The organism is Methylocaldum marinum (assembly GCF_003584645.1).
Classification (GTDB): domain Bacteria; phylum Pseudomonadota; class Gammaproteobacteria; order Methylococcales; family Methylococcaceae; genus Methylocaldum; species Methylocaldum marinum.
This window is the reverse complement of the sequence record NZ_AP017928.1, coordinates 4,984,949-4,998,771: the sequence shown is the minus strand read 5'-3', so window position 1 is coordinate 4,998,771 and position 13,823 is coordinate 4,984,949. Positions and strand designations below refer to the sequence as shown.

The window sequence follows — 13,823 nt, the reverse complement described above, 5'->3', positions numbered from 1 at the left end:
GGTTCCTAAATTATGCCTTTGGTCGACGGGACGACATCCTGCATCCTGGGGTCCGGTTCTATGGCCATTCTCATGGCACGACCGAAAGCCTTGAAAACGGTTTCGGCAATATGATGGGCATTCTGTCCCTTAAGATTATCGATATGTAAAGTGACTTTGGCGTGGTTGACAAACCCCCGAAAGAACTCGAGGAATAAATCAACATCGAATTCGCCTATCCGCGCACGCGGAAAATCCACGTCGTAAGATAAACCGGGCCGCCCGGAAAAATCAATCACAACACGCGACAAAGCTTCATCCAAGGGAACATAGGCGTGACCATACCGCCGTATTCCCTTCTTGCTGCTCAAAGCCTGCTCCACCGCTTGGCCAAGTGTGATGCCGATGTCCTCCACCGTATGATGTGCGTCGATATGGAGATCGCCTTTCGCTCGTATTTCGAGATCGATTAAACCGTGCCGGGCCACCTGATCCAGCATGTGATCGAGGAAAGGAACGCCGGTCTCGAAAACACCCGTGCCGGTTCCATCCAGATTAAGGCAAACTCGCACCTGGGTTTCCAGTGTATTACGGCCAACATCGGCGGTTCGGCTAATCATGGACGGTATGAGATCTTCTGAGTGAATCGGCCTTAAATGATATAACGCGCAGCCGTTCTTGCTAAGCCCAATTAATACTCTTTAGATGCGGCATATCACGCGTAAGCCAAAGCTTACACCATTTTCAGCTTTGGCTGACTTAGTTCGAAGCGCATTTTCTGCGACACTCATCAAGTCGCCGACAAGGAAGTATGGACCGCCGAGTCCAGCATTAGGACGTGACTTGATAGCCAACCAAGCAGGCGATACCCTGGGTGCACGGAACGCATCCGGGGTTCCTTTTACCTTTCCGTTAATGTTCTGCTGCGGCAAGTTGACGCCGGTTGCGCAGGAACGCTTCCAAACACCGGGCTTCCAAACACCGGGCTTCCAAGTTCACCATTGATCAACCGAAATAGAGTCAACCTACGATCCATAAGGCGCGCCCGCGGAAATTTCCGCATATTGGCGCTCTCATAGGGGGTATCCTGGCTCTTTACACAAAACCCTACGATCCCGTGCGGCCAAGGTCAAGTCGATGAAACGACGGGTGGATGAATATCCTAATGAAAAACGGGTACTCTATGCGTACGAGCTCCACATTCCGAGACAGGCAAGGGGCTGCCTTGGCTAAAATTGTACTCGTACGGCAAGCCCCTCGCTCGCCCTCCGGTATTCCAGCGAACGGGCTCTATCGATTTGGGGACTTTACTCCTTTACCGGACGCTTATCGAGCTTGCGCTGCAAGGTCCTGCGATGCATTCCGAGGGCCCTTGCCGCTGCAGAGATGTTGCCACCATGCTCAATCAAAACCTTTTGTAAATGTTCCCATTCCAGACGGCGAACGGACAGCGGCTTCTCCTTGATTTCAACGGAGACATCGCCTTGATCCTTGTGCAGCGCGGCGACAATTTCGTCGGCGTCAGCGGGCTTGGTGAGATATTGGATCGCACCCAGTTTTATGGCTTCGACAGCTGTGGCAATGCTGGCATACCCCGTCAAAACAACGATGCGGGTGTTGGCGTCGAGACTATGGAGGCGTTTGACCAAGACCAGCCCGGAGTCGTGCCCGACACGCAAATCGATTACTGCGTATTCGGGCACGATTTGCTCGGCCAAAGCAGCACCGGTTTCGAGATCTTGGGCGGCATGCACTTCGAATCCGCGCTTCTCTAGAGCCTGTTTCAAGACACCGCAAAACGTAGGATCGTCGTCGACGAGTAACAAACTTGGACGAGGGGTATCGGGTAAAGATTTCTGGCTGTTCATAGGCCTTGACTCGGACGCAGCAATGGAAGTTCGATGCGGGTACAGGTGCCTCCTTCGGCACGAGGCAGCATCTCTATTCGACCGCCCAAGCGTTCTATAGTCGCAAATGCCAAGAAAAGCCCCACGCCTAAACCATGCTCCTTGGTCGTGATGGGTGTTTTCCCTAGACGTTGCGAAAGAGTCGGGGCAATCCCCGGCCCTTGGTCCAAAATCTCCAAGGTCGCACGCTCCAAGCTCCAGCGGGCACGAAGATTTATCCCGCGCGGCGACACATCGGCGGCATTGTTGAGAATATTAACCAAGGCATGGGTCAGAGTGTCCTCGGCCAGAATGTACGGCGGAGGCAAGGGGCCGATCTTTTCGTATCCCAATTCAGCATTGAGCCGCTGTTTTCGCCAGCTCTCGATCGTTTCCTCCAAATAGTTCGTCAAGGGCATCACTCGACCCGATTCGGCCCGGATTGTACCAGCCGACGCCGACATGACCGAAAGGGCGTTTTTGCAGCGGGCAACTTGGTCCCGCAAAATCTTCATTTTTTCCAACAAGTCATCTTGCTTGGCACCTTCACATTCGCTTTCGATTTCGTGAATCAGGATCGCCATGGTTCCCAGAGGCGTGCCCATCTCGTGCGCTGCTCCGGCTGCCAGCGTTCCCAGCGCCACCACGCGTTCGTTCCGCAGAGCCTGCTCTCTAGCCTCGGCCAGGCGGCGTTCACGTTCTCTCAATGTTTTCGCCATCTCGACCACGAAATAGGCCACGAGTACGGCACTGAACACAAATCCGAACCACATGCCGAATGCATGCAGCTCTATGTCGTGGTCCTCCATCAGGGCCTGGACGGCGGGCGGGGCGTCCCCGTGCAGGGTCGCGGGTTGAATATCGGGGAGTGGCTGGTAAAAACCGATGAGTATGGTGTAGCAACCGGAAGTGAAGATCACCATATACCAGGTATAAAACTGCGGCAGCACGGTAGCCGCGATGATCAGCGGCAGCAGAAAGAACCAGGCCATGGGATTGGTCGCGCCGCCGGTAAAGTAAAGAATCGCCGTAATGGCCAGAACATCAAATGAAAGCTGCAGGAACAACTCCACCTCGGCAACCGGCCGTGGATTGCTGAGCCTTAACCATGTCCACCAGTTGAAACCACCGAGAGCAGTCATGATGCCCCAGAGGGGTACGTCGTGAAGCGGTATCTCCAGACCGTAACGGCTGATCAGGATGAGGAGCGCTTCGCCCAAGATCATGAGATTGCGCAGTACGAACAACCAGCGAAGGTTTTGGCGACCGTCGGTTTCCGTATCGACGGGCGTGGGAATGTTCATGAGCGGGTTCGAGTTCATGGAGCGGATTGTAATCGGTCGATCGCGTCGGACAATTGCGACAATTTGTCACACATTTGATTACGAATTTGACTGCTACCATTAAATGGTGGTTTCTGGCGCCTGAAGGAAGCGGCGAGTCGGCGAGAACCGACGATCAGATGCTATCTGTAGCTGTGCGCTACAACCTCCTCAATGAGGCAGAAGACGGGGTCTTCTGCCTTTTTTAATTTCCGGAGCATTGTTTCCTCAATTTACCTAAAGCTTCCGATCACGCGACAATTTGCCACATTACGCGAACAGGCGGTTGTTGCTAGACTTGTCAACACTTGTTAGGAGCCACTCCTAGCGGAGACCAGACGCACATTATTGTGCTCACAATCCTCCTCTTGACGTGCAGGGATTTCTCTCCCTGCACCTTTCTTTTATTGAGCAGTCGCGACATAACTCACCCAGGAACGGATCACGCTCCACAACGTGGGGTTTTGCCGAGTGCTTGGGCGCTTCGGTGCAGTTCCAAGGCTTTCGGCATATGCTGTTTCAGTTCCTGCATACGAGTTGCGTGGGATGGATGAGTAGAAAGAAACTCTATCGGTTGGCCGCCGCCCGCCTGTTCCATATTCAGCCACAGATCAATACTCTGCTGAGGATCGAAGCCCGCTCTGGCCATCAATTCCAGACCAACCACATCGGCTTCGCTTTCCTGCAAACGGCCGTACGGCATGAGGACCCCGTATTGGGCGCCTAAACCCAATACCCCCATCATCATTTGTCCGGTTTGAGTGGTCGGATTGGTTATCGCCTGAATGACGTTTAGCCCTTGCTGCATGGCGAGCTGCTGGGAAGCCCGTTCGTTGGAATGGCGCGAAAGCACATGCGCGACCTCATGCGCTATGACCGCCGCCAGCTGGTCCTGATTTCGAGCGACTCGCAAGATGCCGGAGTGTACGCCGATTTTGCCACCCGGAAGCGCAAAGGCGTTGGGCGAATCGTCCTGAAACACCTTAACCTCCCACTGTCCGCCGTTGCCCCCAATCTCCTTGACGATCGATTCCGCTACGCAGACGACATACTGGTTCGTTTGGGGGCTTTGATCAATGGGCAACTTTTGCTTCATGTTGACAAAGGCCTGCGCTCCCATGACCGCCATCTGATCCTCCGGCATCATCATGAACTGAGTGCGCCCCAAGGGCGAAGTCGCGCAGGCGGAAAGGCCTAAGCCGATAAAAATAGCCAATAGAATTCTTTTCATGTAAACCTGACAATTTCGTAAGGACTCCGGATGGCTGCCGGAGGGGTTATATACAATCAATCAGTGTCGATTTCCAATTCTGCGCCGAACTCAGTCGGGCAACCAATCCCCGTGCCGCCGAGTCCGCAATACCCGCCGGGATTCTTTGCGAGATATTGCTGGTGATAGGGCTCCGCATAGTAGAATTCGGGAGCGTCGAAGATTTCGGTGGTTATTTTCCCATAACCTTTTTGGCTCAGAACCGCTTGATAAGCCTCCCGCGACCCTACAGCCAACTGCTTCTGCCGCGGCGTGTACGTAAAAATGACCGAGCGATACTGGGTACCGATATCGTTGCCTTGTCGCATGCCTTGCGTGGGATTGTGGGATTCCCAAAAGATCTTCAGCAGCTCCTGGAAACGAATTTTATCGGGCTCATAAACCACACGCACCACCTCGGCGTGACCAGTCATCCCGCTACACACCTCCTCATAGGTAGGATTGGGCGTAAACCCGCCCGAGTATCCCACTGCCGTTATATATACACCTGACATCTGCCAGAACTTCCGCTCGGCGCCCCAAAAGCAGCCGAGGCCGAAGACCGCAGCTTCGGATTGTTCCGGATATGGCGACTCCATTTTATTCCCGTTGACAAAATGCAACTCCGGGACCGGCATTTTTTGAAGCCGGCCGGGAAGCGCGGAAGCCGCATCAGGAAGCGAAAGCTTTTTCGTAAACATGAAATTTACTCTTCTATGCCGTGTCCATCTGATGGCGTATGAATCTCTTGAGCAAAACTCTGTAGACTAAGGACTCCACCTATTAATACTACAGTGTCATGTATTTTAGAACCCACTGATTTCCACCTGCCTTCCCATACATGACACCAGTCGAAAGCGTTGAAGATCAAACGGCTACGCCGACAGCGGCGCCGTCGAAGCAAACGGTAAAAATAACCTTCCGTCACATAATCTGATTAAACGATGAATGAATTTGACAGTTTTCAAAGGTTCTTGTTTGAAGATATCGGGATAAGGGGCGAACTGGTTCGACTTGACGCGAGCTGGCAAACCGTACTCGAGCGGCATCCTTATCCGCCATCCGTGTCGAGCCAACTCGGGCAAGCACTTGCAGCCGTGCTTTTACTCTCTGCCACGATCAAGTTCAAGGGATCGTTGATCCTTCAAGCCCAAGGCGAGGGGCCGCTGCACACCTTGGTAGCACAGGCCACACACCAGCGGACCATCCGCGGGCTCGCACACTGGCGCGGAGACATCATCGGAGAAAAGCTGTCGGACATATACGGGGCGGGCCAGTTGGTCTTGACAATCCGGAATGAGGATTCCAATCCTTATCAGGGTATCGTGGACCTCGAGGGAGATAACCTCGCCGGAGCAATACAGACCTATTTCTCGCGATCGGAACAACTCGCAACCCGCCTTTGGCTCGCGGCCGACGATCAACGAGCCGCGGGATTACTCATCCAGGAACTGCCCGCCAGGCGGCTCGAACACGATGATTGGACCCGCGTCGAATACTTGGCGAATACGGTTACCGGGCCGGAATTATTGAATTTGCCCAGTCAAGAATTGCTTTATCGACTCTTTAACGAAGAAAGAGTACGGCTTTTCGATTCAGAACCGATCTCATTTCGCTGCGGATGCTCGCGGGAACGCATCGAATCCGTGCTAATCAGCTTAGGGCTCAAGGAAATCGAATCGGTATTGGAACATGAAGATTCGGTTGAGGTCGGCTGTGAATTCTGCAACCGCCGCTATCGTTTCGATCGCGTCGATATCGGCGGCCTGTTTGCCAATGAAATCAAACTACCGCCGCCCACGACTAGACAATGACCCTTCGGAATACCGCGCTCGGTAGCGAATTCAAAAAGGGCGCTACTCCGGCCAGTAGCGCCCTTTTTTACTGAGCAGCGGCCGCAAATTACAGCCAATAGACAAAAATAAAGAGGCCCAGCCACACCACGTCGACAAAGTGCCAATACCAAGCCGCTGCTTCAAAAGCAAAGTGATGTTCCGGATTGAAGTGTCCGCGCATACTCCGGAACAACACCACCGTCAGTATGATTGCACCGATGGTGACATGCAGACCATGGAAGCCGGTCAGCATGAAGAATGTCGACCCATAGATTCCGGAACCCAGGGTAAGTCCCATTTCGGAATAGGCCTCGTGATACTCGACCCCTTGCAGAAACACGAACAGAAATCCTAGTGCGACCGTGGCGACCAGCCCCTTGATCAACTGCCCGCGATTGTTCGCCAACAATCCCCAATGCGCCCAAGTGACGGTTCCGCCACTGCTCAGAAGAATCAGTGTATTGATCGCGGGAACACCCCAGGCGCCCATGGCCTCGAATTCGCCGCCTACACGACCTGGCCCGTTGGTCGGCCACATCGCCTGGAATCCCTCCCACAAGGCGCCCGTCGCGCCGGCAGAGAAGCTGCCCTCTCCCCCCAGCCACGGCACCGAGTAAATGCGTGCGTAAAAAAGCGCTCCGAAAAAGGCGGCAAAGAAGAATACTTCCGAGGTGATGAACCAAATCATCCCCATTCGAAAGGAAACATCAACCTGGTGGTTATACAATCCGGCAACGCTTTCGCTGATCACCGAACCGAACCAACCGGCCAGCATGAAGATCATGATGCCCGCCCCCAGCACCATCAAGGTCCCGCCGATGCTCGCGCCGTTAAGATAATTTGCGAACCCCACAAGCAAAGTCGTCAACCCGATCGAGCCCACGATCGGCCAACTCGCTTTGTGCGGTAGATAGTATGCGTCTTTCGTTGCCATTACATTCCCCTGCTTTTGAAATTGTTGATCTTTATCTCGTCAATTCTGCTTCTTATCGGTGATATCGAAAAACGTGTAGGAGAGCGTCAGATCTTTCACGATTTCCGGTATCGACGGGTCGATCACGAATCGAACCGGCATTTCCCTCAACTTGTGCGGTTCGAATTCTTGTTCGGAAAAGCAAAAGCACTCGGCCTTGCTCAAATATTCCGTAGCCACGCCGGGAGCTACGCTGGGAATGGCACGCCCGACCATTTTCTTATCGGTCGTATTCTCCGCATAGAATTTAACCGTGTAGTACCGCCCCGGATGTATCTTCATCTTGTTCTTTTCGGCACGGAACGCTAGAGGCATATTCTCATTGACCGAGGTGATGAATTCGATTGTCAATTCTCGAGATTCATCGACGACATACTCGGCGTCTGCGACCGCCTCCGTTTTGACTTTCCCATTGAGTCCCGTCACTTCGCAGAACACGTTATACAGCGGCACCATGGCGAAACCGAACCCGAACATCCCGACCGCTACCAACACGATCGACCAGATCAATCGTTTGTTGACCTTTCTGCTCTCTGAATTATTCACTGACCGGATGAAGTAGTAATTAATTTGACGATCGAACCGATATAGAGCATCAAAGCGATTACCGCGATGACAATCGCCAACAGTACGTTCTTTCTTCGAATATCCATAGCGACAAATTGTGATCCTCACCTATCAGAAGATGTCGAAAAAGTCGTTTTGTTCCTTATCCAGTCGCCATCGGTCTCCTGGAAGCGCCAGGGCGCCCCTTCCACTGGGAGAAGCAGAAGCCTGGAATTAGGGCATACAAAACAACCACGTATGACGAACATTCTTTGCACTATCCCGCTCCCGGAGGGAGCGGGTGTACTTTACGACATCATCGACAGGGCATAGACCACTCCGATCTCTATTTGATCTCGGGTGCGGTCGTCCAAGTATGGTACGGGGGCGGAGACGGCAACGTCCATTCCAAGCCGTGTTCGTGTGCGCCTTCCCAAACCTCGTCGGTCGCTTTCTCGCCACCACGGATGGCCTTGATAATCACGTAAACGAAGATCAGCTGCGAGAAACCGAAAACGAAAGCGCCTACGCTAGACCAAGCGTTGAATTCCGCAAACTGGGTCGCATAATCGGGAATCCGGCGCGGCATGCCGGCCAGCCCCAAAAAGTGCTGCGGGAAGAACAACAGATTGACCGAGATGGTGGACAGCCAGAAATGCAGCTTGCCCAAACGTTCGTCGTACATATACCCAGTCCACTTGGGCAGCCAGTAATACGTCGCCGCAAAGAGTGCGAATACCGCGCCCGGCACCAACACATAGTGGAAGTGAGCAACGATGAAGTAGGTATCGTGATACTGAAGGTCAGCCGGAGAAATAGCCATCATCAAGCCGGTAAAGCCTCCCATCGTGAACAATACCACGAAGGCGATTGCGAACAGCATCGGGGTTTCGAACGTCATCGCGCCTTTCCACATCGTGGACACCCAGTTGAACACTTTCACCCCGGTAGGCACGGCGATCAACATCGTTGCGTAGGTGAAATAGAGTTCTCCCGCAAGCGGCATACCGACAGTGTACTGATGGTGAGCCCATACGATGAACGACAGAAAACCGATAGAGGCCGTGGCATAAACCATCGAACTGTAACCAAACAGCGGTTTGCGTGAAAACGTCGGGATAATCATGGAAATCACCCCGAACGAGGGCAGAATCATGATGTAAACCTCGGGATGCCCGAAGAACCAGAACAAGTGCTGATAGAGAACCGGGTCACCGCCGCCGGCCGCATTGAAGAAGCTCGTGCCGAAGAACTTGTCGGTCAACAACATGGTCACCGCACCGGCAAACACCGGCATAACGGCAATCAAGAGAAATGCTGTAATGACCCAGGTCCAGACGAACAACGGCATTTTCATCAGCGTCATACCGGGTGCGCGCATATTGAACGCGGTGACGATAATGTTGATCGCCGCCATGATCGACGAGATGCCCAGCAAATGAACGGAGAAAATGGCGAAAGGCAGATGCGCGCCACCCTGCAGAACCAGAGGAGGGTAAAGCGTCCAGCCGGCTGCCGGTGCACCGCCTTCCATAAAGAGCGTACTCGCAAGGAGAATCAAGGCGAAGGGCAGAAGCCAGAAACTCCAATTGTTCATCCGGGGCAAGGCCATATCCGGCGCACCGATCATGATCGGGATCATCCAGTTTGCCAAGCCGGCGAAAGCTGGCATGACTGCGCCGAACACCATGACCAGGGCGTGCAGCGTAGTCATTTGGTTAAAGAACATCGGATCCACGAACTGCATGCCTGGCGCGAACAGCTCGGCACGAATGACCAATGCCATAGCGCCGCCGACCAGGAACATGATCAGAGCCGTAGTCATGTACAAGGTTCCAATGTCCTTGTGATTGGTAGTGAACACCCATCTCAGGATCCCTTTCGCGGGGCCATGGTCATGGTGCTCATCATGAGTTGCCACTGCTGATGACATAGCATTTCACCTCATCTAACGTTAATCGATTATTGCAGCTTGATTTCGGAAGGCTGAACCATGTCGCCCTTGTTATTGCCGAAGGCGTTCCGCTGATAGGTGACTACGGCGGCAACGTCCGCAGGATTGAGCGAGTCTTCGAACGCCGGCATCATGTCTCCCTTGCCCTTCAACACGACGTTAAGATGCTCATCCATCGACCCGGTCGCAACCGGGCTGCCCTTGATCGGCGGGAACGTTCCGGGGATGCCTTCGCCGTTAGGCTGGTGGCAGCCCGCGCAGTTGGCGTTATAAACTTCCTGGCCTTTCGCCATCAGCTCATCCATTGAAAAGGTCTTGGTCGCTTCGGCCTTGACCACTTCCGCCTTGGCCTTCTGCTCGGCAACCCATTGCTTATACTCCTCGTTGGTCTTGGCTATTACGACAATGGGCATGAAACCATGGTCGCGACCGCAGAGTTCGGCACATTGGCCTCGATAAGTACCGGGTTTTTCGATCTTCGCCCAAGCGTCGGTCACGAAGCCGGGAATGGTGTCCTTCTTCCAGCCGAGAGCGGGCACCCACCAGGAGTGAATCACATCGGCCCCGGTAAACAGGAAGCGGATCTTTTTGTTGACAGGGACCACCAAAGGATTATCGACGTCCAGCAGATAGTTCGGAACCGAGGTCGGGTTGATGCTGGCGCCCAGTTGGCGAGCTTCGTTGCTTTTGGCGTCCAGCGTACTGAAGAAATCGATGCCTTCGTCGAGATATTCATAGCGCCATTTCCACTGATAGCCGGTGACCTTAACGGTCATGTCCGCTCCACTGGTGTCATAGGCTTTGACCATGACGCTGGTCGCCGGAATAGCCATGCCTAAAAGAATGAGGAAAGGTATGACGGTCCAAACGATTTCGAGTTTTGTATTCTCATGAAACTGCGCCGGAACTACGCCTTTCGATTTCCGATGATGCATGATGGAGTAGATCATCAATCCATACACGCCCACGCCTATCACCACGCAAATCCACAGGATCAGCATATGGAGGTCATAGATATCGCGGCTGACCTCGGTGACGCCCGGCGTCATATTGAGCGCATAGTCGGCGTGAGCCGCCCCCCATGCCCCTAGCCCGAACCCAGCAAGCAGTCGTCTTATCTTTTTCACGAAGCCCTCTCCTCAGTCTATAGAAATGCTTTGTATTTAAATCACTTGCTATCAAACAAAATTTTTCGCAATTCGCTCGCGAGCACTGCGCGCTCGGGTTCGGCCAGAAACCGGCCAATTTCTATTTCTTTCCCATGAGAGCGAAACGACAAACGACTCGGGTGCCCTTTGATCGGGGATTCGGCCCAATCAAGCGCTACCCACGCGCGCTGAAATCGGTAGATCTGCTCCGGTGCGCCATAACCTCGTTCCAACTGAACCGAAGTCTCCGTGATCGTAATGACTTCACGAATCCTACAGCTTCTAAGGCGAAGCTTGAAGCAATAAGCCAATAGAATCCACTCTGCCCCGGAAAACGGCAACACAAGCCATGCCCCCATTAATGCGAAGCCGCCTGCGATGATGGCCATCGCCAGGGCTATGCCAAGCATCAAATATGATGCCTGACGTCCGCTCAGGGAAGCGTTCGGGCTCAGAACGAATGTCCGGCTGCCAGGCCTAGCATCCCGTTCCGATTCGATCATTCGAACTCCCGACCCCAGCGCATTTCAAGGAATGCCCCTCTCAAATCCGGGCTCAACGAGAATCAAAAACACGATAGGAAACCGGCCTGCAACTAGCGCAACTTAAGCCGCGAGAATGTAAACTATGAATACAGTGCATGCAAGATTTTATCCTTTATGACAGTAGGGAAAATATCCCGCTCAACAAACTCTTTCTCGCTGCTAAACGGTACGATGGCCAGCAGCGGCCAGTCGAGCGCATGATCCAGAGTCTCGATGGCTTCGGCAGACCACCAGAAATCCCCATCCGCGTGGTTGGCGATCCAGCCTACACAATGTGCGCCCGAATTTGCGATGGCGCGCTGGGTCAGGAAGGCGTGATTCAAACATCCGAGACGCAACCCGACTATCAGCAGCACGGGAAGATCGAGCAAACGAACCAGATCGGCCACCCGTTCCCGTCCGTTCAAAGGCACTTCCCAGCCGCCAACTCCTTCCACCAGCACCCAGTCGACAGCCTCGGCCAACTCCTCGTAAACCTGCCGAATTCGCCGGAAGTCGATTTCACATCCGGTCTTTCCGGCGGCGATATGAGGCGACGCCGGCAGCTCGAAAACGAAGGGATTAACCTGATTGTAGTCGAGCCGAATAGAGGCGCTTGCCTGTAGCCGCAAGGCATCCTCGTTAACCAACCGGCCATCTTGCCAAAAGGCTCCGGTCGCCACCGGCTTCATGCCCGCCACTTTAAATCCCGCGCTCTGCAACAGCCGCATCAAACCCACGGTTACTATAGTCTTTCCGACCCCGGTATCGGTTCCCGTCACAAAGATGCCGCACGCCTTCGAACTCATTCCGCAGGACCTTTGGCATACCCAAAAACGAGCTCGAAGCTGGCCTCTATGCCGTTCCCGTCCGTTTGCTCCTCATAAGCCGCGATCATCTCCCGTAATCTACCTTTACCGGTGAGATGGCGCGGTCTGCCGAGCGTCACGTTATGAGCCCCAAGGGCTTTCAACTCGCGCATCAAATCGTAAACCGAGCGATATTCCAGCCTATTGACTTCGGCTGCAACCTCAACCTCCCCGAACCCTACGTCATACAGCGCCGCCTTCACCGCAGCCGTGTCGCCGAACTGATTGACGTGAGAGTGATCGTCCACCGATGCCCAGGCCGATCGAAGTTCCTTCAGCGTCTCGGTGCCGAACGTACTGAACAGCACGACGCCGTCCGGCTTCAGAACACGTCCGATTTCGCGGAACGCCGGGCCGAGCGCGGAACACCATTGAATCGCCACATTGGAAAAAACCAGATCCATCGTACGGTCCCGAAAAGGCATCGCCTCGGCATCGCCGCACACCGCTCTTCCCGCCCCCGACGCGCCGTACCGCGAGCGGGCAAAGCGCAGCATGCCTTCGGCGATATCCAGGGCAACGAGTTCCGCATTCGGATACAACTCGATCAGACGCGTCGCGAGATACCCGGTTCCGGAACCCAAATCGACGACTCTTTCCGGGGCCAGGCTCATTTCCGCCAGACGGAACAGCAGCTTCTCGCCCGCGGCGCGTTGCAACCCGGCGATTCCGTCGTAGCGTTCTGCCGCTGCACTGAAAGAGCGTCCGATCAGCCGCTTGTCCGGAAGGCAACCATATCGGCCGCTTTGCAAAAGATCAGGGGCCGCCATGTCGAGCAACAAAATCGGTGATGAACGAAGCGGTATCGGCAGAATGAGTAAGAAACGGCAGATGTGCCGCCCCATCGATCACGTGCAATTCGCTTCGAGGGTTAAGCGCCTGCATGTAGGCACCGGCAGTGCTGGGCACCAAACGATCCCGCGCCCCAAGAATGATTAGGCCGGGAACGCTTAATCGTCGCCATGGGCCGCGCAAATCCGATTGTCTGAGCAGATTCAGTCCGCTGTGCAGCGCCTCGCGATCCGGCGGATCGCATTCCGCCAACCGCTCCGTAAGCTTTTTGACCAGCAGCCTCGCGTTGTCCATGCCGAAGGTTTGCAGTCCCAGAAAATGCCGGACCGTGCCTTCATAATTCTCTTCCAATGCATTGGCGAACTGAGTGAGCAGCCCGGGATCGACGCCGGGCCAATCGCTTTCCTGCGTATCGGACACGAACCGCGCAGTGCCGGCCACGATCATCACGCTTCTCGCGCGGCCGGGAAACCGGTCCGCAATCTCGAGGACGGGCAAGGTCCCCAGGGACCAGCCCAGCCAATGGGCGCGTTCCGGCGCGTTCGCCAGCAGCGCAGCGGCCAGGTTGACCACGGAAAAATCGACGATGTTTTCGCTGCGCCCATGCCCGGGAAGATCGACCAGGGTAATCCGGAAGTCCTCGGACAGGGTTTCGGCAAAATCCCGCAAAATCCCGCTGTGCATACCCCAGCCGTGCACCATGACGAGGTCAGGCCCCCGACCGAAGGACTCTCGGTACATGCCCC

Annotated in this window: 14 protein-coding genes; 1 reads left to right on the top strand and 13 read right to left on the bottom strand. The window is 54.5% G+C overall.

The genetic code is table 11. The features are described from left to right. Positions 1-5: 5 nt before the first annotated feature. The 5 genes from hisB to msrA form a co-directional block, all read right to left on the bottom strand. Positions 6-599, bottom strand: coding sequence for an imidazoleglycerol-phosphate dehydratase HisB (hisB, locus tag sS8_RS22285; protein WP_119631691.1), 594 nt, complete (start codon positions 597-599; stop codon positions 6-8). A 687-nt stretch (positions 600-1,286) separates the two neighbouring features. Continuing rightward, a complete protein-coding gene (locus sS8_RS22280) occupies positions 1,287-1,847 on the bottom strand; it encodes a response regulator transcription factor (RefSeq protein WP_119631690.1) in 561 nt (186 codons plus the stop codon). Continuing rightward, entirely contained in the window at positions 1,844-3,187 is a 1,344-nt protein-coding gene (locus tag sS8_RS22275; protein ID WP_232020394.1) for an ATP-binding protein, read from the bottom strand. The genes sS8_RS22280 and sS8_RS22275 overlap by 4 nt, the downstream gene beginning before the upstream one ends. Before the next feature lie 442 nt (positions 3,188-3,629). After that, positions 3,630-4,418 (bottom strand): M48 family metallopeptidase, encoded by a 789-nt coding sequence (locus tag sS8_RS22270; RefSeq protein WP_119631689.1) that lies wholly within the window; start codon positions 4,416-4,418, stop codon positions 3,630-3,632. 56 nt (positions 4,419-4,474) lie between these two features. Further along, positions 4,475-5,137 (bottom strand): peptide-methionine (S)-S-oxide reductase MsrA, encoded by a 663-nt coding sequence (gene msrA, locus sS8_RS22265; RefSeq protein WP_119631688.1) that lies wholly within the window; start codon positions 5,135-5,137, stop codon positions 4,475-4,477. A 243-nt stretch (positions 5,138-5,380) separates the two neighbouring features. Between msrA and hslO the strand changes: the two genes are divergently transcribed. Continuing rightward, a complete protein-coding gene (gene hslO / locus sS8_RS22260; protein ID WP_119631687.1) occupies positions 5,381-6,250 on the top strand; it encodes an Hsp33 family molecular chaperone HslO in 870 nt (289 codons plus the stop codon). 88 nt (positions 6,251-6,338) lie between these two features. On the opposite strand, the gene sS8_RS22255 is transcribed toward hslO, so the two are convergent. The 8 genes from sS8_RS22255 to bioH all read right to left on the bottom strand — a co-directional run bounded on the left by sS8_RS22255 (position 6,339) and on the right by bioH (position 13,818). After that, positions 6,339-7,205 (bottom strand): cytochrome c oxidase subunit 3, encoded by an 867-nt coding sequence (locus tag sS8_RS22255; protein ID WP_119631686.1) that lies wholly within the window; start codon positions 7,203-7,205, stop codon positions 6,339-6,341. Between the two features lie 39 nt (positions 7,206-7,244). After that, on the bottom strand, positions 7,245-7,790 hold the full coding sequence (locus sS8_RS22250; RefSeq protein ID WP_119631685.1) for a cytochrome c oxidase assembly protein: 546 nt from the start codon (positions 7,788-7,790) through the stop codon (positions 7,245-7,247). Positions 7,791-8,136: 346 nt separating this feature from the next. Continuing rightward, entirely contained in the window at positions 8,137-9,723 is a 1,587-nt protein-coding gene (ctaD, locus tag sS8_RS22245; protein ID WP_119631684.1) for a cytochrome c oxidase subunit I, read from the bottom strand. A 29-nt stretch (positions 9,724-9,752) separates the two neighbouring features. Beyond that, entirely contained in the window at positions 9,753-10,871 is a 1,119-nt protein-coding gene (gene coxB, locus sS8_RS29655; protein ID WP_119631683.1) for a cytochrome c oxidase subunit II, read from the bottom strand. A 41-nt stretch (positions 10,872-10,912) separates the two neighbouring features. Beyond that, a complete protein-coding gene (locus sS8_RS22235) occupies positions 10,913-11,395 on the bottom strand; it encodes a DUF2244 domain-containing protein (protein ID WP_119631682.1) in 483 nt (160 codons plus the stop codon). Positions 11,396-11,517: 122 nt separating this feature from the next. After that, positions 11,518-12,225 (bottom strand): dethiobiotin synthase, encoded by a 708-nt coding sequence (gene bioD / locus sS8_RS22230; protein WP_119631681.1) that lies wholly within the window; start codon positions 12,223-12,225, stop codon positions 11,518-11,520. Continuing rightward, complete coding sequence (bioC, locus tag sS8_RS22225) at positions 12,222-13,055, bottom strand: malonyl-ACP O-methyltransferase BioC (protein ID WP_170161214.1); 834 nt, start codon at positions 13,053-13,055, stop codon at positions 12,222-12,224. Before bioC ends, bioD begins: the two co-directional genes overlap by 4 nt. Next, positions 13,042-13,818: a pimeloyl-ACP methyl ester esterase BioH gene (gene bioH / locus sS8_RS22220; protein WP_170161213.1), complete on the bottom strand. Its 777-nt coding sequence runs from the start codon at positions 13,816-13,818 to the stop codon at positions 13,042-13,044. The genes bioC and bioH overlap by 14 nt, the downstream gene beginning before the upstream one ends. Between the last annotated feature and the right edge of the window lie 5 nt (positions 13,819-13,823).

Coding starts and splice junctions, on each gene's coding strand:
- sS8_RS22275 (WP_232020394.1), bottom strand. CDS start 3,187: ATGAACTCGAACCCGCTCATGAACATTCCCACGCCCGTCGATACGGAA.
- sS8_RS22235 (WP_119631682.1), bottom strand. CDS start 11,395: ATGATCGAATCGGAACGGGATGCTAGGCCTGGCAGCCGGACATTCGTT.
- bioH (WP_170161213.1), bottom strand. CDS start 13,818: ATGTACCGAGAGTCCTTCGGTCGGGGGCCTGACCTCGTCATGGTGCAC.
- sS8_RS22255 (WP_119631686.1), bottom strand. CDS start 7,205: ATGGCAACGAAAGACGCATACTATCTACCGCACAAAGCGAGTTGGCCG.
- hslO (WP_119631687.1), top strand. CDS start 5,381: ATGAATGAATTTGACAGTTTTCAAAGGTTCTTGTTTGAAGATATCGGG.
- hisB (WP_119631691.1), bottom strand. CDS start 599: ATGATTAGCCGAACCGCCGATGTTGGCCGTAATACACTGGAAACCCAG.
- bioC (WP_170161214.1), bottom strand. CDS start 13,055: ATGGCGGCCCCTGATCTTTTGCAAAGCGGCCGATATGGTTGCCTTCCG.
- sS8_RS22280 (WP_119631690.1), bottom strand. CDS start 1,847: ATGAACAGCCAGAAATCTTTACCCGATACCCCTCGTCCAAGTTTGTTA.
- bioD (WP_119631681.1), bottom strand. CDS start 12,225: ATGAGTTCGAAGGCGTGCGGCATCTTTGTGACGGGAACCGATACCGGG.
- ctaD (WP_119631684.1), bottom strand. CDS start 9,723: ATGTCATCAGCAGTGGCAACTCATGATGAGCACCATGACCATGGCCCC.
- sS8_RS22270 (WP_119631689.1), bottom strand. CDS start 4,418: ATGAAAAGAATTCTATTGGCTATTTTTATCGGCTTAGGCCTTTCCGCC.
- msrA (WP_119631688.1), bottom strand. CDS start 5,137: ATGTTTACGAAAAAGCTTTCGCTTCCTGATGCGGCTTCCGCGCTTCCC.